Below are 17436 nucleotides of genomic sequence, written 5' to 3' on the forward strand. Positions count from 1 at the left end.
TTTCGAAGCTGAGCCGCCTCTCAAAGCGCGGTAGAATTCGGATCCTGTGTCGAACGCCGCTGATCTGGGTGGATTAGGTTTGGAACCTGCGTCCACGGAGACCTTGAGCTAGCTGGCATGCCGATGGGCGTGATCATGAGACGATTTCTCCTCAACCGCGGCCCGTATACATATTAACAAGCATGTGCCGTGCCAGAGGAAAAAACCATGTTAAAACAAGCGCCTGGCGCTAATAACACCATGACAAATGTCCGACAATGTCGGACACTGGACGTACCCTCCGCGAATAGAGACGGCCGAAGTGACCTGAGCTACGGAGCTTCTCCAGCAGGATGCTCGCCGTTCCGCAGTGGTCAACCCTCGCTTGCTCCCTCAGCGGAGACGCATTCCAGGCAGCCAATTCTGCCACCAACGGAGCGGTGTCTCGGTTTAGGGATGCGCATCTGAGTTGTCCGCTCTTCCTCCATCACGATTATTGCTGTGCCGGTCACGCCATATCCGATCTCAGCCATCCGCTGGACGCAGCGTCAGCGTCCGCCACGATACGATCTACCGCTTTGCCTTTTCGGCGGACGGTCAGGAGATGAGCTTTGGCGCGCTATCCTCCGGAGAGCCGCGCCCGACCCCGAGGCACGTCAGGCGGCGACATGGCCGTCGGTTCATCCCGGAGCTAAGCATTTCGAGGACATCGTTCGGGACAGAACTCAGCTCGGCCACTGGGGAGTGCGATGTGATCCAGTTCCGCAAGAAGTTTGGCAAGGCGAGCGTCACTTCGCCTGGTCGAACGATCGCGCCCGCGATTACCCCATGTTGTGCGATCCGCAGGCGTATAGCCTGATCCGACCCTCCGGAACGGTTTGATTTAGCGTTGCTGCATGGGCCTGCTCAGGAACGCTTCTATCCGCGAACCTTTTTTGCTTCGGAAGCTCGGCAAGAAATGTCGGAAGGGGTCGGAACAAGAACCATTCCCGCAGCCACGCGGCGTTTATCAACTAAAGACAGCTAAAGGCTTGTGGTCGTGGCCTTCCCATGCGATTCTACCGGGGTGCCTTTCTCGCCGTTGCGGACGCTGGCGCCCTTCTCCGACCACTGCCTGAACGTCGCCCAGGCATTTTCCGAATAACCTGCCTCTTTGGCGGCGATCCACAGCATGACCACGTTGGTGCCGCGATATTCGTGGCCGGATATCTCACGCTGAGACGACTCGACTGGATCGAGGGCAAGAGACATGTCCGCTGAGTGAGCCGAAGCGCACGAATCCGGCCAAAGCCGGGGGCAGTTCGGCTGCATGGACCCAGTCCATAGAGTTCTCGTGCTTTCGGTTTTTACGTGCGGATGATCAGAGCGTGGTCCGCTTCCCCGTGGACAAGCTTTCACAAAAAGGTCTCTCGCAACTCCGAAGTGTCCCCCGCTTTCATGAACTCGTCAAACGCTGCAATCGCATTGTCATCCGGGATTTCGGAGCGGTCAGCGAAAGCTCGGATCCCATCCGCAATCTGGCGGTGGTTCAGCGTACCGAGAATGACTTGACCGCATTCGAGTTGGTAATCGAGCGAACCCGTCCACATGTTCACTCGGCCATAACCCGGCGAGAACGCAACGGATTTGGCTTTGCCACTGACTTCATGTTTGGCCATCGACACCCGCAGAAACTCAATTTGCCCGAACAGAATATGAGTCAGGCGGAGATCTTCGCGCACGCGGTCGACGAGGGCAGGATTCTTCAGCACCCTCTCAAGCTGACCGGCGCGCGACAGCTTGTTGGTGTGGATGAAGCCCTTTTCCAGTCTCAATGCGTCAATCTTAAGTTTCAGTCCCCCGTTTTCATAAAGCTTGATCGCTTCCTTTACTCGCGCGCGCCACGTCCGAAGAAGTTCGTAAACGCTGAAAATCCACATCTGGGTTTGCGCATTCAAGAACATCAGGCGACCATAGTCTAGGCCTTCGATATCCTCCTCTAGAACCTCTTGCTCTATTTCGGAAATAAATTGGTCGACCATTGCCAGGTTGTTCGCTTGCATTGTCAGCAACATGTCATCGAATAGGCCGAGGGAGCCTAACGCTTGCCGAAAGGCGCTCCAATCGATGTCATCGAATGCTGGGTATTCCGGGCGTTCGTCGGGTTCATTTTCGAACTCCTCGTCGTGCTCGTTGGCCATCTTGCTTATCCTCTCGCCGGATCGAAGTCTCTGTAGAATACGCTCGGTAATTCGGCAGGCTGGAAATAGCCATGACGCTCAAGCATTCGCTCGGCAAAGTGCTCCCTATCGGACGCAAGATGGCACGAGCGACAACCGTCTCGCTCACCAATCGTAGCGGCCACGCCCATGAGTGCCTTGCAGAGCCTTTGACACTACCTTTAATGTCTTGGTCTACCTGGTGAGTTCGAGGTAAAAGGCCAGCTGAACAGGTCATCTTAGTTGTGTTGTTTGCGGGGAGCGGCGATGGTGTGGGCAGATCGCCGCGAGGCATGGTTACAACGATCATTCGACGCGCGCACGCCAGGCGATGTCGATTATGCGCGCGTCATTCATTCAGCTTCATTTCGGCGCCTCCAAGGCAAAACTCAGATCTTGAACCTGGGCGACAGTGACTTTTACAGAACACGTCTCACGCACTCGCTAGAGGTTGCGCAGATAGCTGTCGGGCTGACGATCCAACTCCGGCACAACCTGCCCAGCCACGAAGCAATTCATTATCTGCCCGAGCGAAGCATGATGCAGGCGATCGCCTGCACTCACGATCTCGGACACCCGCCGTTCGGTCATGGCGGCGAGGTCGCGCTAAACTACTGCATGCGCGATGCCGGCGGCTTTGAGGGTAACGGGCAAACGCTTCGTATCCTCTCGAAGCTTGAGAAGATGTCGAAAGCGGCTGGCTCCAACCTGACGCGCGAAACGATGCTCGGCGTGCTCAAATACCCTGTGGCGTACAAACAAGCGGCAAACACAAGCAGGAGGCCGAAGCTCCTGGAAAATACTAGTGGTACGCCAATCCTCGATCGAAAGGCGTCGAAACCACCGAAATGCTACCTCGATTGCGAACAGGGCGTCGCCGACTGGCTTCTCGAGCCACTCGCGCCATCCGATCGAGATGAGTTTCAAGCGTTCAACGAGGTGCCCGGTAAGCATCATGAAGCTCGGTATAAATCGTTCGCTTGCAGTCTCATGGATCTAGCAGACGACATCAGCTTCGGTATTCACGATCTCGAAGATGTACTGGCGATGCACCTTATTTCGCGGGCGAATTTCGAGAAGCACGTAAGGCCTCAGCGGTGCGCCGCGCTATTGGACTACCTAAATTCGGAGTACCCGGGCCAATACGGCAATGACGTCTATGCAGGGTTTGCTGACCGGCTCTTTGGCGACGGGAACGAGAGGAAACATCAGATCAATCGCGTTCTGAATATGGTGATCCCTTCCGTCGATATTCATGAGAAAGCGGAGTTCGACGAACCGCGGATAAAGTATCAGGCCGTGCTCCCGGCGCCGGTGATGGCATTTGTGGTGGCGATCAAGGACCTCGTACGGGAGGAGGTTATCTGCAGCCCAAGCGTTCAACACCTCGAGTTCAAAGGCCAGATGATGGTCATCGCAGTCTTTGAGGTAATGCGTTCAGATCCGGAAAAATTTCTGCCAGCCGACGTGTTTGAACGATATAAGGAGGCTTCCGATCCCTTGCGCCACATCTGCGACTATGTCGCCGGCATGACGGATGGGTATTTGCTGAGGACCTATGACCGACTGTTCAGCCCTAGGACGGGCTCCATATTCGATAGACTATAAGCGATGTGCCATTGCGTTGTTACAAGGAATACGCCGCCGAGCAATTTATAGTATTCACGAAGTGTGCAACAATCCTTGGTCATTAACTCTGGCATTGTCGCCCGCCAGCAGCAGCATCAGCGGCAGGTGATAGGTGCGCGTCGTCGGATTGGCATCGAGGCGGAACAGGTTCTCTTCGCCCGGCTTGCGCAGCAGGTCGAACAGGTACTGTCGCGCGGGACGGCCGGGATCGGTGGTGGCGTCCTTGGCTGCCGCGGCGAGTGCGCGGTCGAGCAACTGGCCGGAGCGGTATTCGAATGCCAGCCGCCGCAGCGCGGTCTCGATCGGCTCGTCCGGATCGGTGGTGCGGTCGGCTTCGCCCGGCTCCTGCCTTGACGAAGAGCGCGCCAGCTCCAACATCAGCTTCGGCGGCGGCGCAACAGCCGCAGCGATGCGCTCGATCACGCCGCTGACACCGGCGTGGAAGGCGCTACGTGCCGCGGCATAGCCAGGGTCGGCCACCGTATCGTTGTCGGCGAACATTTTTTGCCAGCGCGCGGAATAGGCCCGTGGCGCCTCACCATCTTTAGGCGGGGAAACCGCGCCGGTAAAAGCCGCCGCTGCTGTCTTGAGCGTGGCTCCGGCGTCGCCAACCACGACGTCTTTCGCCGCGCCTGGCGCCCGCGTTCCTGCGTTCCTGCGTTGCGTGCGCCTAGCCTTAGAAATCGGGTAGGAGGGAGCCTTGCGGCATCCCCCCTCCCACACCACCGTGCGTACGGTTCCGTACACGGCGGTTCATGAAGCGTGGTTTAGGCGTCGAAGCTCGTTTTGGAGCGAGATCAGCCCGAGCGCGTTGAAGAAGGCCTTGCGGAAGGCATCGTTCATGTGACTGGCCCCGGCGTTCCACCATGGGCCGCGGCCATTGCTGGCCGAGTCACGTGCGCGTTGCTCTGTCAGACCTCGTTGCACCAGTTGTGTTCGCCGGGTGGCTGGTCGTTTCCATTGCCGCCATAGCACGCAGCGCAGTTTGCGCCGCAGCCAGCCGTCCAGTTCCTCGAGAATCCCCTTGCCGTCGGTCAGCCGGAAATAAGCAATCCAGCCACGCAGGATCGGGGCGAGGTGTTTGACGGTGGCGGCAAGGGCGCAACCGCGCCCAGCCCGAAACGCGGTCCTCAGCTTGTCCCGCAGCCTCGCCACGCTCGACCGCGCAATCAACAGGCGCGGTGCTTTGTGGGCGGTCATGGTGTAGCCGAGGAAGGTGCGCTTCCACGGTCGGTCCACGGCGCTCTTGTCGCCGTTGACTTTTAGCTTCAGCCGCTCGGCCAGGAACCGGGTGAGCGAGGCCATGATGCGCTCGCCGGCACGCTGCGACCGTACATAGACGTTGCAGTCGTCGGCGTAACGGCAGAAGGCATGACCACGCCGCTCCAGTTCCTTGTCGAGATCGTCGAGCAGGATGTTCGACAGCAGCGGCGAGAGCGGCCCGCCTTGCGGCGTCCCTTCGCTGCGCACCGTCTCGACCCCGCCCGTCATCAACCCTGCCTGCAGGTAGCTGCGGATCAACCGCAGCACCCGCTTGTCTTTGACCTTGCGCGCCACGCGTGCCATCAGCACATCGTGGTTCACCCGGTCGAAGAACTTCTCCAGATCAAGATCGACCACGAAGCGGCGACCGCCGGCCACATGCGACCGGGCGGCACGAACCGCATCATGGGCGCTCCGCCCCGGCCGAAAGCCGTAGGAGGAGTCGGAGAAGCCCGGATCGAAGACCGGCATCAGCACCTGATGCATCGCCTGCTGAATGAGCCGGTCCAGCACGGTTGGGATGCCCAGTTGGCGCATTCCCTTGCCGCCGGGCTTGGGGATTTTCACCCCGCGCACCGGCGCCGGTCTGTAACGGCCCGCCAGCAGCTCTTCTCTGATGCGCGGCCAGTGCTCCGTGAGGTGGGGCTTCAGCTGTTCCACCGTCATCTCGTCGATGCCCGGTGCGCCCTTTTTTCTCACCACCCGGTGGTAAGCCACCATCATGTTCTCGCGGCTGAGGATCATTTCCATCAGTCGCTCGTCTGCCTCCGGTCGAGAGGGTGACGGTCCTGCCGTGTGGCTCGATGCAACCGATGCCTGCTTTCGCGGCTTCCGGCCGCTGCTCCAGGTTTCGGTACGGGGGTTTTCGGTCCCGTTTTCTGCATCTTGTCAAACCATCGAAAGACCGTTCTCCGTCCGGCACTTCATGTTCAGCCCTTCGCCGTTTGGTCCGGCTACTACGGCTCGCGAAAGCACCTGTCGCTTGGCAGTTAATTGGGTTCTTCCTCACTTTGTGTGGAGCGGTGGCAGCATTCGTGCCCTCATCAGTTCAGGACCTGCCCGACCGTACATTGCGCGCTTGAGGGTCTTGAGGCGGTTGACCTGGCCTTCGGCCTGTCCGTTGCTCCAGGGCAGCTCGATGGCATTATTGACGGCATCGAGGTCTCTGCGCAGGACACGGGCAAACCGCATGATCGGGATGAGTTCAGATCGCATCGTCGATCCACGCATCCAGTGGTGCGGATTTCTTGCCGCGGAGGATGCCGCTGAACCGCATCGCCAGGCGTCGCATCTCGGCGAAAGCCTCAGAACCCTGCTTCAGGGCATCGACCTTCCTTGCCTGCCGGTCCGTCAGCAGGCCTCGCGGCTTGATGCACAGCGCCGCGGCAATCACCGGAGAGATAGCATGGCCGGTGTCCGGATCTCGAACCGGCTCCGACTTCAAAGCCATGGACAGTACATCATCGGCCTGCTCTCTTTCGGCCCGCCGCCAGGCTCCGAGAAGCCGCTCCAGATTGGCGAAGCTGCCGGTGTAACCGCGCTGCTTGACGTCATGAAACAGATGCCGGCCGCACCGGTTCCCATCCTTCCAGCATTCGGCAAGGAAGGCTTCGAAGTACCATGGTGATGTGGGATTCAATGCTGCGCGCCGCCTGTCTGGCGGAGCCTTGAACTTGAGCCAAGTCGCCACGCTGCGACGTTCATAGCCGGTCCGTCGGGCAATCTCGCTGTAGGACAGACCCTCCTGGCGTAAGGCGTGAAGCATCTCGAATATCTCGTGACGAGATTGCCTATGCGCGAGACGAGCGCGCCGGCGATGTGTCGCAGCGTCAACAATTGCGTCCTCCGACAGTATGGCCCTGCCGGTGGCACGGCCAGAAAGGCTCATCTGTTCCTCGATTGCCGTACGAAGATTCTGGACCAGATGAAACCGATCGGGGACCTGCTGGGCCTGCGGTGCGCCTTCACGGGTGGCCTGCGCGTACAGGCCGCAGCGGTCCCGGCTGACGATCTCGATCGAAGGATGACTCCGAAGCCACTGGGCCGCACTCTCGACGCTGCGGTTGTCCAGTATGTCGACGACCGAGCGGCGCTCGAGATCAACCATGATGGTCCCATAGCTTGTCGCCCGCCGCCAACTCCAGTCATCGATACCAACCACCCGAATCTCGAAATTGCGTTGAGCACCCGCAGCATTCCGCTTCAACTGCCGCAGGATGGTATCGTCGCTGACCGGCATGCCGAGCCGCTGCATCAACCGCTCGCCAGGACGGCCGCCAGTGCTGTGGCCGAGCAAGCCGACAATCTCCCCAACCCTTCTCGTCCGGCGCGCATACGGAGCAGCGATCATCGGCAGCTGGTCGGTGAACGTTCGTCGTTCGCATTCCAGATTTGTACATCGCCAGCGGCTCAGCAGGAGCTTCACTGTCACCGGCTTGCCCTGGACCGGCAGATCCTGAAGGCTGCGGTTGGACCAGCCATGCCGATTTCGGCTACGCCGTCCACAATCGGGGCAGACGCCGATCGCGGACCCGGTAGCGGACACAACCCAGCCGTCATCAACGGTGAGCGCGACACCCAGTATCTTGACCCCCGGGCCGGGCGACCATTTCGATTTCCTTTGCATGCCTGCCCATAGCGACCCCGTCGCTAACGGCAGATGAACCACACAAAGTGAGGAAGAACCCGGTTAAGTGCCAAGCGACACACGCAGAACAAGCGCATACAATTTGCCGGAAATCGCAGCCTCTAGCCACGAAATTCGGCAATCTGAAACCTGAAATCAGGGGAAATTATTAAACGGAATCAAAGCATTCCGAGTTCTTCACTGACCACTATATACAATGGTTCGGTCCCGTTCAATCCAACGGGTGAGTACGCAATTTCGACCGTGCACGAGGTGTCGATTCTCTCTGGCGCTGAAGGCATGAAAATGTTGCCTCTACATGGGGGGCAAGTCGGGACCTTCCAACCAGGCTGGTATATCGCGTTTGGCATGCAGGACGCGCCAGACGTCTATGTGCGCGGCCAACTCGACATAAAAAATCAGATAAGGAAAGCCTTTGATCCGAACGTGGCGCAGATTGGGGACGCCGAGTTCGTAAGCGAAGCGCGGCGACCCGGCAGCCGGATAACTAGCAATTTGAGTGTAGGCCCGTTCGAGTTGCTCGACCAGGTTGGTCGTAACCCGTGGACCAGCTGTTTCGAGATAGTTTTCAACGGCCTTGTCAACGTCCTCTCGCGCTTGCTCGCGCGGAATAACCAGCTTCGCCGTCACGCTTTGGAGCGGCTTTGAATGCGATCGCGCAGGTTTTCGAAGTAGCGGTCGTTGATCGGCTCGGTCGGCGGCGATGATGCACCGTCCATGAGCAGGCCGCGCAACTGTTCGCGATCCCGATCACGCCGGATCAATTCGCGAACGTACTCGCTGCTTGTGCCGTACCCTCGTTCGGAGACCTGTTGGTCGACGAAGGTTTTGAGGTTGTCGGGCAATGATATGTTCATGGTGCTCATGCGCCCAAGGTAGGCGTTATGGCAAAAAATGGCAAGAATGACGTAGCCGCTACACCTTCACCACGTATTCCGGCTTGAGCGGCGGGATGTCGCCTTCGACGTTTTTCGAGGTTCGTAGAGCCTGCTGCTCGGGCGGAAGAACCCTTGTCCGTACGGCGAAAGGGATGGCCGAGTTCATCGAAGGCGGCCAAGTCGAGCTAAGTACGGGATAGAACCGTTTTGTGCAGAGAAAACAAGGGTTATTAGTGAGTCTTCATTCAACGATCGCATGGCAATTAAATAGAAGGCCCGCAATTAGACGCCGGCAAAAGAACCAATATGTGATAAGGCGCTTATATACATCTTCTTCCAGAAGTTATTTTTGCTTTTACCACGTTGCGAGCTAGACATACCCTTGATTCTGGATCACCATGTTGTCGGAAGCTATATTTGAATCAATGTCTTTGGGAGGGGCGCCATGTCATGCGGTACGCGACTGCTGATGATTTTTGTTGGTGGTTTGGGATTGGTCGCGACGCGGCCCGCGGCCGCGCAGATCGTCAATCCGCCGATACTGCAGGACGAGGGCACGCAGACCGTCAAGCCTGATCTAAAGGCAGCGCCCGGCGCGCCGAAGCCCGGCAACCTGCTCCCGCTACGCGGCGACCGGCTGCTCGATCTCAAAATCGTCTATACAGACAGCCAGCTCTACAACCCGTCGACCGGCGGATACGACAAGGTCCATCTGCGCAGCTACACGGGCAAAGGCGTCGACCCCAAGGCTCCCTATGTCTCGCCAACGATCGAGGCGGTTCCTGGCGACACCGTGCGGGTGACGCTGGACAACCAACTGCCAGCGGGACCCCAACCCGGCGATCCCGGCTGCATAGCCGCCGGTACGATGCCCGACACGCCGCACTGCTTCAACGGCACCAATCTCCACACCCACGGCCTGTGGGTGAACCCCTCGGGCAATGGCGACAACGTGCTTTTGTCGATCAACCCCCAGACGCAGTTCACCTACGAATACAACATCCCGTCCGACCACCCATCCGGCACCTTCTGGTACCATACCCACCGGCACGGCTCGACCGCCTTGCAGGTGTCGAGCGGGATGGCCGGTGCGCTTATCATCCGCGGCAATCGCTTCCCTAGCCCAACCGCGCATGGGGACATCGACACGCTGATCCCTACCTCGGCCATCCCTGAGCGCATACTGGTGATGCAGCAGATCCAGTATGCCTGCCGCGCGCCCGCGACTACGCCCGGACAGCTTGGGCCGATCAAGCAGGACGTCAACGGCCGCTATATCTGCGATCCTGGCGATGTCGGCGGGATCGAGGGTTATGACCAGTTCGGGCCTGGTACCTGGCCAGCATCGGGGCGCTACACCTCACTCAATGGCAAGGTGTTTAATCCCAACGATACCCTCAAGGCGACGCAGGGCCAGATCGAGCGCTGGCGCATGATCCATGCCGGCGTGCGCGACACGATCAGCTTGCAGTTCGTCAAGGTGCGCGAGGGTAAGCTCGAACCCGGAACGAAGACGCTGCTCAGCGCCGAAGCCACCGCGGGGTTCATCAAGGACACGTGTGGCGATAGCCCAGTGCCGTATACGCTGATCGCGGCCGACGGGCTCACCTTGGCCGCGGCGCAACCGACAACGCTTGCGACCTTCCAGCCCGGCTATCGCTTCGACGCGCTGGTCGTGTTTCCCGATGCCGGCCGCTACTGCGTGATCGACGCCTCGGCACCCAAAGCGGGCTCGGTCAACGCCCTGGACGCGGGGCCGCAGCTGCTCGCAGTCGTCGACGTTGCGGCGGGAACGCCGGTCGATGACGTTCAGGCCTATATCAACGAAAATCTGATCGCGTCGGCAGAGGCCAACATGCCGGACGAGATCAAGTCCGTGGTCGTTGCCGATCTCAAGGCGGGGACGAAATTTACCAGCTTCACGCCGCACCCCGACGTCACTGACGAGGAAGTGAAAGGCAACGGCACGCAGGAACTGACCTTCTTCATCGACACCTCCACCGCAGACACCAAGTTCGAAGTCGGCAACACGCTCAACACGGCCGACGTGAAGCCCTATGACCCCACCCGCATCGACCGCTTGCTGCCGCTGGGCAAGGCGCAGGAATGGACGCTCCAGTCGCATTTCGTCAGCCATCCATTCCACATCCACGTCAATCCGTTCCAGATCGTCTCGATCATCGATCCCAACGGCAAGGATGTCAGCGCGCCGGGAGCGATAGACGACGCTGGCGGTGCGCCCTACGATCCGCAATATGCCGGGCTCAAGGGCGTGTGGAAGGATACGCTGTGGATCAAGAGCCTGATCCCGCAGTCTCTGCCCGCAGGCTTCTCCGGCATCTACACGGTCAAAGTCCGGACCCGCTACGAGCGCTACATCGGCGAGTACGTGCTTCACTGCCACATCCTCGACCATGAGGACCAGGGCATGATGCAGAACGTTGCCGTGGTGCTGCCTGACCAGGTGGGCAACACAACCCAGAGCACCGCGATGCAGATGGGTGGTCACGATGGCCACAAATGAGGCGCAGCCAGTGCCCGTCGGGCCGCTCACCTGGAGCGAGGTAGAGGCGATCCTCGCCGCGGCGGGCGGCAGCGAGGGAACCGGCAGCCTGACGGGACTGACGCTGGCGGAATTCCTGGCGCTCCAATTACAAGGGATGCCGCTGATCGCGCCGCTCTCGACCACTTGCTGCGGCAAGAGCGATGCCAAGGGGCGAGGCGCGCGCTCAGCCCTGATCCGCGGGCTGCGCGGACTGCCGCCATTCGACGGCAAGCAGTTCCCCCGCCTGCCCTGGGGCGGCAAACCGGTCGCCGGTGAGGACATCGACCGGATCGAGACCTGGATCGACGAGGGCTGCCCCGGCGCGTTGATCGGATCGATCGAACTCGCCGGCGACGTGAGCGTAACGACCGAGGCGCGCATCGAGGTGAGAGGGATTGCCGGCCCCGTCTTCGGCCCGGCGTCCGATCCGGCGGCGTGGCGCTACGCCAAGGGCGAACTGCGTCAGCGAATGGATGTCGATGTGCTGGACGACGCGCAGAAGGAGCGGCTGCGCCATGCATTTCGCGAGCTCTACAACCTCAACAAATGGGTCGGCGACAAACGCAGCTACAACAATCTGGCCTTGATCCACCAGAACCACTGTCAGCATGGCTGGGAGCGTTTCCTGCCGTGGCATCGCGTGTATCTTTATGAATTCGAACAGGCTTTGCAGGATTTCTGCCCTGATGTGACCATGCCGTGGTGGGATTTCCCGGCTTTGCGCTACAAGCCGGAGGATCCGGCCAGCGGCGCAATCCTGCCCGATGCATTCAAGGGCTATCTGACCGAGGCTTCGGTCCGTTTCCTGCGCGATCAAGGGTTCCCGGCCAAGATAGGCACGCTGGTCGGCAAGCTGTGGGCCAATCCGACGCAGGCCTACGACGCGGTCAGCAGCGCCTGCGGCAAGGGCTATGTGGAAGGTGAAAACCGCAAGCGGCTGATCGACGCGCTGCTCGAGGCCAATTCGCTATGGTACCCGCTGCGCTATTCCGGCCAATTCGGCAGCGGCACGATCAACAACGTCATCCACTACCATTACCCGGCACAGGAGGACATCGACGAAATCCTCAGCTTGCGCACCTTCCGCGATTTCGGCGGCGGCAGTCTCTATGTCGACAGCTTCGGTTTCCTCGACCAGAACCCGCACAATACAATGCACATCTGGACCGGCGGCATGAATCCCGCGTTCAAGACTGACGCGCCAGCCAATCGCAACACGGCGGTGCGGGTTGCCGGGCGCAAGTTCCACCAGCGCGACGATCTCTACTCCGAGCCGCAGTTCGGCGACATGTTCTCGAACCTGACCGCGTCCTACGATCCGATCTTCTGGCCGGTGCACGCCAATATCGACCGGCTCTGGTGGCGATGGCAGCAGGACCATCCCGACGGGCTGCCCGCCGATCTCGATTCCGCGCTGACGCCATGGAGCTACGCGGTGCGCGATACGCTCGACATGAATCGCTTCGGCTATGAGTATGTTCGCGGCGGATGCCTGATGCCGGTGGAGCTCACCAACCCAGTCGGGCGCTTCGTCTCGGCGCCGATTGCAGTGCCGGAAGCAACGAAGAGCTTCCGCTCGGCAGAGGTGCGGCTGCACCGCGTGCCGCAGCTGCCGCGCTCCTGCTTCATCCGCGTGTTTCTCAACACGCCGGATGCCGACGCCAGCACGCCGCTCAACGTGGCAGGCTATGCCGGTTACGCCGCGATATTCGGCCATGGCGAATGTTTCGGCGGGCCCGGACATTGCGAAATTCCGCCGGCGGAGAACCGCAAGTTCGATCTGCGCGAGCGCAGCATGAACACGCCGCGCAACCACCGCATCGACGTGACACGCGCGGCGCGGCGGCTGATCGCGGCCGGCGCCACCAGCCTCACGGTGAGCCTGGTGGTGATCGGCGCCTCCTATGAGGAAGACCGTGAGCTGCTGCGGCTCGATGGGGTCTCGCTCAACTTTCTCGACTGACCAGAAGATACGGCCGGCGCAGGCGCAGGGGGAAATCACATGGCCGACCCATCGATCTATCGCATCCACCCGGCGGTCGGCATCGCCCGGCTCGGCGACAGCCCCGAGGGTTTCTGCATCTCGCCGGAAAAGCCGGCGCAGCTGCCGATCGAATGCGACGCCGACGGCAATGCCGCCAAAGGCGACGCGCCGATCAAACACTTCAAGGACAGCAAGGGCCGCATCAAACGCCAGGCGGCGCGTTTCCAGATCTTCGCCTATGACGATGCCAACCCTGAAGGCATTCCGCTGAAGATCGGCGACCATGTCGAGGGCGGCGGCAATCGCGGCAAGCTGGTCGACATCCAGTGGCGCGTCCAGCTCGCCAACAAGAAGGCGGCATGGTTCACCTTCGACGGATTGCGCGGCGAGGCGGGCTATCCATCCGACGCGCCGCTGCGCAACGCCGGCATCACCGATCCGGTCGAACGGCAGAAGCTGATCATCGACGCCGGACCGCAGGCGGTGGATTGCACGGCGCGGCGCAAAGCGAGCTTCGGCCGGGACAGCAACCCAGCCTATGCCGTCACCTTCCCGCCGACCGGAATGGCGCCGCACGACATCGACACGCTCGGCGGCATGATGACGGACGACAGCGGATGGCTGCTGGTGCTTGGCGGGCACGGCAACAGCGGCTCGTTCCTCAGCGGCTTCGGGCATCCGCGCATCGAGACCTACGCCAACAGCGACGGCTGGTTCGACGACATCTCGGACGGGCCGGTGATGGCGCGGCTGGTGATGATGGAGGAGCGCGTCCAGGCGCTGCGCTACGTCGATGTCGAATACCCGGCCTGGGTGCTGGTCGGCTATCCGCGTTATGCGCCGGAAGTGCTCGACATGATCACGCTGGAAGACGTGGTCGAGGACATGTCGATCCGCGAATTCGCCTATCGCACCGACATGTACGGCACAGCCGGGACGTTCAACGCGCCGCAGAAGATCGATCCGACCGACACGCCGGCCTTGCTTCACTGGAAGGCCGGACCGGTGGAATGGAACCCGGCCTATCGCCCCTGGTTCTGGCGCGACATCTGGCCGATCCTCTTCCGCGCCGACGAATTCTCCTATTTCGCCAACATCCTCCAGCAGTCGAATTTTCCGCACAATCAGTCGAGCCGGGGCACGTTCGATCCCTATCGCTTGTGCATCCCGCCGCGCATCGCGCCGCGTGCGCTGGCGCGAAAGGAAGGTCGCGCGAAGGACGATCATGTCGGTGGACGGCTACTCGAGGCAGCGGTGGAACCGAGCCTGATGCTGCTCGACGCAACGCAGGCGCCGGGCGCGGCGAAAGATGCCGTGGTTGGCGATGCCGCTGTAGCGCTCAAGGCGGCAGCGGCGGCGTTCACCGCCGCGATCTGCCCGCCTGACGACGGTGAGGCGCCGCGCTCCTATGCCGCGCGCTGGCAAAAAATGTTCGCCGACAACGACACGGTGGCCGACCCCGCCTATGCCGAGGCACGCAGCGCCTTCGACGCTGATGTCACCGGCGTGATCGAGCGCATCGCCGCGGCCACCGCGCCACCGCCGAAGCGGATGCTGACGCTCGCCCGGGCCTCGTCGCGGCAGGAGCCGGGCGAACCCGATCGCACCACCGATCCGGACGAGCCGATCGAAGCTGCGCTGCGCCGCCTGGCGTTCGAATATCGTTCCGGTCAATTGCTCGACCGCGCGCTAGCAGCGGCGGCGAAGGACGCGACCACCGATCCCGGCCGGCCCGCGCGGCAATATCTGTTCGATCTGCTGCGCAAGCCGGGAGAGGAGAACCTGTTCCAGCTCGAGGCCAATCCGGCGACGCGGACCTACCATCTGCCGCTGATGCCGTTGCTTGCGGGCGACAATCCGATCACCAACAAGACAGTGAGCAAGTTCCTGCGGCTGACCGACACGCAGCTGTTCCTGCTCCGGCAATGGGCGGCGGGTATCTTCATCGACGAAGTGGATGCCGGCTTTGCGCCTGCGATCGATCCATGGCAGCCCTACAAGGACTGGAACGTGCCGGGCGGCCGGGGGCTCGACCAGGGCGTGCTCTCGAACGGGCTCGGCGGCGCCTTCTGCCCGGGCGGTGAGGTGACCTGGATCATCCGCAATCCGGCGATCTGGCGCGAGCCCTACCGGATTAAGGCCGATCCCGAATGGTACAGCTTCGCGCTGACAGCCGCGCAGGAGAATGCCAATCGCTGGGGATTCGGCGTCAGCGAGGAAGGCTATATCGCCTATGCATCCGACCCGCTGTCGCTGGGCAGCGACTTCGATGTGGGGTTGCAGCCGGGCGACCTGACCAAACTCAGCGGATTGCCGTGGCAGGCCGACTTCAACGAATGCTCCACCCAGACGATCGACGTCACCTATGAGGAGTGGAACGTCCTTTACCCCGACAGCGTTGGCAACTCGCTGATGGAGCGCGAGCAGCGGGTGTGGGAAACCCTGTGGTGGCCAGCACACCGGCCGATGCAGGTCTATTACCCCGTCGGCAAGGACCTTCAGTTCCGCAACTGGGCGCGGGGCATTCCGCAGACACTGGCGGGCGACCTCAAGATGGTGACCGAGTGGTCGAAGCTCGCCTTCGTGGTTCGCAACCCCGAAGGCGGGCTCGATCAGCCCTCGCCGGGGGCCAAATATATCTGCGTCGAAGATTCGGGAGAAGGAGAAGCATGACCAATCCGTTTGTCGGCAATTGGAGCTATCGCAGTTTCAACAACGATCCTGACCTGTCCAGGGCAGCCAACGACTTGCTGTTTGGCGAAGGCACGCTGGCCATTTCGGAGGCGTCCGAGACCGAGCTGTCGGGAACCATTGGCGGGCCGGGCTGGTCGCTCGATCTGCGTGGAAGCTTCGGTTACGGCTCGCCGATGCAGGTCCGCTTCCAGGGCAAAGGCGTGGTCGGCGGCGAGCAGTGGATCTACGATTATATCGGCTGGCTCGTGCCCGTCTGGCCAAACAGCACCGACAAGCTTGAGGTAACCGCAATCGTCGGCTCGGTGGTACGCACGATCCCGCATTCAGGCGAGAGCGGCGTTACGAATCCGGCCGGGGTGGTGGCGTCGTTCTATGCGGCCCGCGCGAGTTGATTTTGCTGTGGTCGGAGGCGGCCCGGCAGGAGCCGCCGCCGCACTGACGCTGCAGCGCCACGCACCCGGACGACGCGTGGTGCTGCTCGAGGCAGGGCGGCATGATCGGGTGAAACCGGGTGAGATATTGGCGGCAGTGGCGCAAGGGCTGCTGCGCCAGATCGGAGTTTGGCCGCCGTTCCTTGCCGCAGCTTTCGTCGAGAGCCGCGCGGTTGGCTCTGCATGGGCCGGCGAGGCACTCGAAGAGCGGCACAGCATCTTCTCCGCCCAGGGCGCGGGGTGGCAACTCGACCGAGCACAGTTCGACCGGCTGCTCGTGAAGGCTGCCGCAATGGCAGGCGTATGGGTGCGAATGGGCACCGCAGTGCGTTCGGCGGTGCGTGATGGCCAGGGCTGGCAGCTCAAGCTGACGGACGGGGAACTAGCCGCCGACATGGTGATCTGGGCGACCGGGCGGAATTGGAAGCTGGCGCGACCTTTCGGTGCGAAGCTACGGGCGCACGGCCACCTCTCAGCCTACACCCGGTTCTTCGACCGCGCGCCAGGCGATTGTCGGATTGTTGTCGAGGCACGCCCGGAAGGCTGGTGGTATACCGCCGACCTGTCCGACCGGCAACGAGTTGTGGCCTGCTTTACTGATCCCGATCTGGGTAGGGAACTGCGTGATCCGCAATCCTGGTATCGCACTCTAGCGATGACGCGGCATATCGCTCCCCTTCTGCCTCCTTCGGCACGCGAAACCGCCACATTCGTAAAATCGGCGGGGACTGCCACAATCGATCCAGCCGCTGGTGAGCGCTGGGTCGCGGCTGGCGACACTCTGTTTGCTGCCGATCCGCTATCGTCGCGCGGGATCGTGCATGCGTTGCGCTCTGGCATGCTGGCCGCCTATGCTGCGTCCGACATGCATGATGGTCACCATGAGCGCGCCCGGGTTCGGTACGCCATGATCGCAGCGCAGGGATTTGCCTGCTACGCCTCCGCGCTTGCTGCGCATTATGCCGCCGCCGCCCCGCGGTGGGATACGGCTTTTTGGCAGCGGCGCTTGCCGCAGCCCGAAGGCGAACGTGGCGCTATGACCGCGACGGCTATTCCAGTCTACAATCCGGATGCTGGACGCAAATCCTGATCCAGTCGGATGTGGTCAAGGCCCAAGAGGCCTGATCTCTGACCAGGAAACGCTGGCTGGCGCTTTTCTCGTCAGATCGCCTCAGCGACTGGAACACG

12 protein-coding genes and 3 pseudogenes are annotated in these 17436 nt (G+C 61.4%); 7 read left to right on the forward strand and 8 right to left on the reverse strand.

The window, feature by feature from the left end; genetic code table 11:
* Positions 1-289: 289 nt before the first annotated feature.
* Positions 290-524: pseudogene (locus ACZ89F_RS23980) on the reverse strand (hypothetical protein); the annotation flags it as partial.
* On the opposite strand from ACZ89F_RS23980, the pseudogene ACZ89F_RS23985 reads away from it, so the two are divergent.
* A pseudogene (locus tag ACZ89F_RS23985) lies at positions 524-775 on the forward strand (IS30 family transposase); the annotation flags it as partial. The pseudogenes ACZ89F_RS23980 and ACZ89F_RS23985 overlap by 1 nt on opposite strands.
* 227 nt (positions 776-1002) lie before the next feature.
* Here ACZ89F_RS23985 and ACZ89F_RS23990 read toward each other — a convergent pair.
* Positions 1003-1230 (reverse strand): ArdC family protein, encoded by a 228-nt coding sequence (locus ACZ89F_RS23990; RefSeq protein ID WP_476094499.1) that lies wholly within the window; start codon positions 1228-1230, stop codon positions 1003-1005.
* 143 nt (positions 1231-1373) lie between these two features.
* Entirely contained in the window at positions 1374-2159 is a 786-nt protein-coding gene (locus ACZ89F_RS23995; RefSeq protein ID WP_476094500.1) for a hypothetical protein, read from the reverse strand.
* A 285-nt stretch (positions 2160-2444) separates the two neighbouring features.
* On the opposite strand from ACZ89F_RS23995, the gene ACZ89F_RS24000 reads away from it, so the two are divergent.
* A complete protein-coding gene (locus ACZ89F_RS24000; RefSeq protein WP_476094501.1) occupies positions 2445-3785 on the forward strand; it encodes an anti-phage deoxyguanosine triphosphatase in 1341 nt (446 codons plus the stop codon).
* A gap of 54 nt (positions 3786-3839) precedes the next feature.
* Here ACZ89F_RS24000 and ACZ89F_RS24005 read toward each other — a convergent pair whose 3' ends face one another.
* From ACZ89F_RS24005 to ACZ89F_RS24025, 5 genes and pseudogenes are all read right to left on the reverse strand, one after another.
* A complete protein-coding gene (locus ACZ89F_RS24005; protein WP_476094502.1) occupies positions 3840-4421 on the reverse strand; it encodes a hypothetical protein in 582 nt (193 codons plus the stop codon).
* A gap of 138 nt (positions 4422-4559) precedes the next feature.
* Positions 4560-5819, reverse strand: coding sequence for a group II intron reverse transcriptase/maturase (gene ltrA / locus ACZ89F_RS24010; protein WP_476094503.1), 1260 nt, complete (start codon positions 5817-5819; stop codon positions 4560-4562).
* Positions 5820-6074: 255 nt separating this feature from the next.
* A pseudogene (locus tag ACZ89F_RS24015) lies at positions 6075-7695 on the reverse strand (ISL3 family transposase).
* A 315-nt stretch (positions 7696-8010) separates the two neighbouring features.
* Positions 8011-8346: a type II toxin-antitoxin system RelE/ParE family toxin gene (locus ACZ89F_RS24020; protein ID WP_476094504.1), complete on the reverse strand. Its 336-nt coding sequence runs from the start codon at positions 8344-8346 to the stop codon at positions 8011-8013.
* Positions 8343-8561 carry a ribbon-helix-helix domain-containing protein gene (locus tag ACZ89F_RS24025; RefSeq protein ID WP_476094505.1) on the reverse strand — a complete coding sequence of 73 codons (219 nt, stop codon included), beginning with the start codon at positions 8559-8561 and terminating at the stop codon, positions 8343-8345. The genes ACZ89F_RS24020 and ACZ89F_RS24025 overlap by 4 nt, the downstream gene beginning before the upstream one ends.
* A 502-nt stretch (positions 8562-9063) precedes the next feature.
* On the opposite strand from ACZ89F_RS24025, the gene ACZ89F_RS24030 reads away from it, so the two are divergent.
* From ACZ89F_RS24030 to ACZ89F_RS24050, 5 genes are read left to right on the forward strand one after another with little or no spacing between them, the layout of a single operon-like run.
* Positions 9064-11118, forward strand: coding sequence for a multicopper oxidase family protein (locus tag ACZ89F_RS24030; RefSeq protein ID WP_476094506.1), 2055 nt, complete (start codon positions 9064-9066; stop codon positions 11116-11118).
* Positions 11105-13102: a tyrosinase family protein gene (locus ACZ89F_RS24035; protein ID WP_476094507.1), complete on the forward strand. Its 1998-nt coding sequence runs from the start codon at positions 11105-11107 to the stop codon at positions 13100-13102. Before ACZ89F_RS24030 ends, ACZ89F_RS24035 begins: the two co-directional genes overlap by 14 nt.
* 39 nt (positions 13103-13141) lie before the next feature.
* Positions 13142-15796, forward strand: coding sequence for a LodA/GoxA family CTQ-dependent oxidase (locus tag ACZ89F_RS24040; protein WP_476094508.1), 2655 nt, complete (start codon positions 13142-13144; stop codon positions 15794-15796).
* Positions 15793-16209 carry a hypothetical protein gene (locus ACZ89F_RS24045; RefSeq protein ID WP_476094509.1) on the forward strand — a complete coding sequence of 139 codons (417 nt, stop codon included), beginning with the start codon at positions 15793-15795 and terminating at the stop codon, positions 16207-16209. Before ACZ89F_RS24040 ends, ACZ89F_RS24045 begins: the two co-directional genes overlap by 4 nt.
* Positions 16190-17338 (forward strand): NAD(P)/FAD-dependent oxidoreductase, encoded by a 1149-nt coding sequence (locus ACZ89F_RS24050; RefSeq protein WP_476094510.1) that lies wholly within the window; start codon positions 16190-16192, stop codon positions 17336-17338. Before ACZ89F_RS24045 ends, ACZ89F_RS24050 begins: the two co-directional genes overlap by 20 nt.
* Positions 17339-17436 lie beyond the last annotated feature (98 nt).

The sequence above is a fragment of the Mesorhizobium sp. USDA 3734 genome (genome assembly GCF_056279665.1).

Coding starts and splice junctions, on each gene's coding strand:
- ACZ89F_RS23990 (WP_476094499.1), bottom strand. CDS start 1,230: ATGTCTCTTGCCCTCGATCCAGTCGAGTCGTCTCAGCGTGAGATATCC.
- ACZ89F_RS23995 (WP_476094500.1), bottom strand. CDS start 2,159: ATGGCCAACGAGCACGACGAGGAGTTCGAAAATGAACCCGACGAACGC.
- ACZ89F_RS24000 (WP_476094501.1), top strand. CDS start 2,445: ATGGTGTGGGCAGATCGCCGCGAGGCATGGTTACAACGATCATTCGAC.
- ltrA (WP_476094503.1), bottom strand. CDS start 5,819: ATGGAAATGATCCTCAGCCGCGAGAACATGATGGTGGCTTACCACCGG.
- ACZ89F_RS24030 (WP_476094506.1), top strand. CDS start 9,064: ATGATTTTTGTTGGTGGTTTGGGATTGGTCGCGACGCGGCCCGCGGCC.
- ACZ89F_RS24035 (WP_476094507.1), top strand. CDS start 11,105: ATGGCCACAAATGAGGCGCAGCCAGTGCCCGTCGGGCCGCTCACCTGG.
- ACZ89F_RS24040 (WP_476094508.1), top strand. CDS start 13,142: ATGGCCGACCCATCGATCTATCGCATCCACCCGGCGGTCGGCATCGCC.
- ACZ89F_RS24045 (WP_476094509.1), top strand. CDS start 15,793: ATGACCAATCCGTTTGTCGGCAATTGGAGCTATCGCAGTTTCAACAAC.
- ACZ89F_RS24050 (WP_476094510.1), top strand. CDS start 16,190: ATGCGGCCCGCGCGAGTTGATTTTGCTGTGGTCGGAGGCGGCCCGGCA.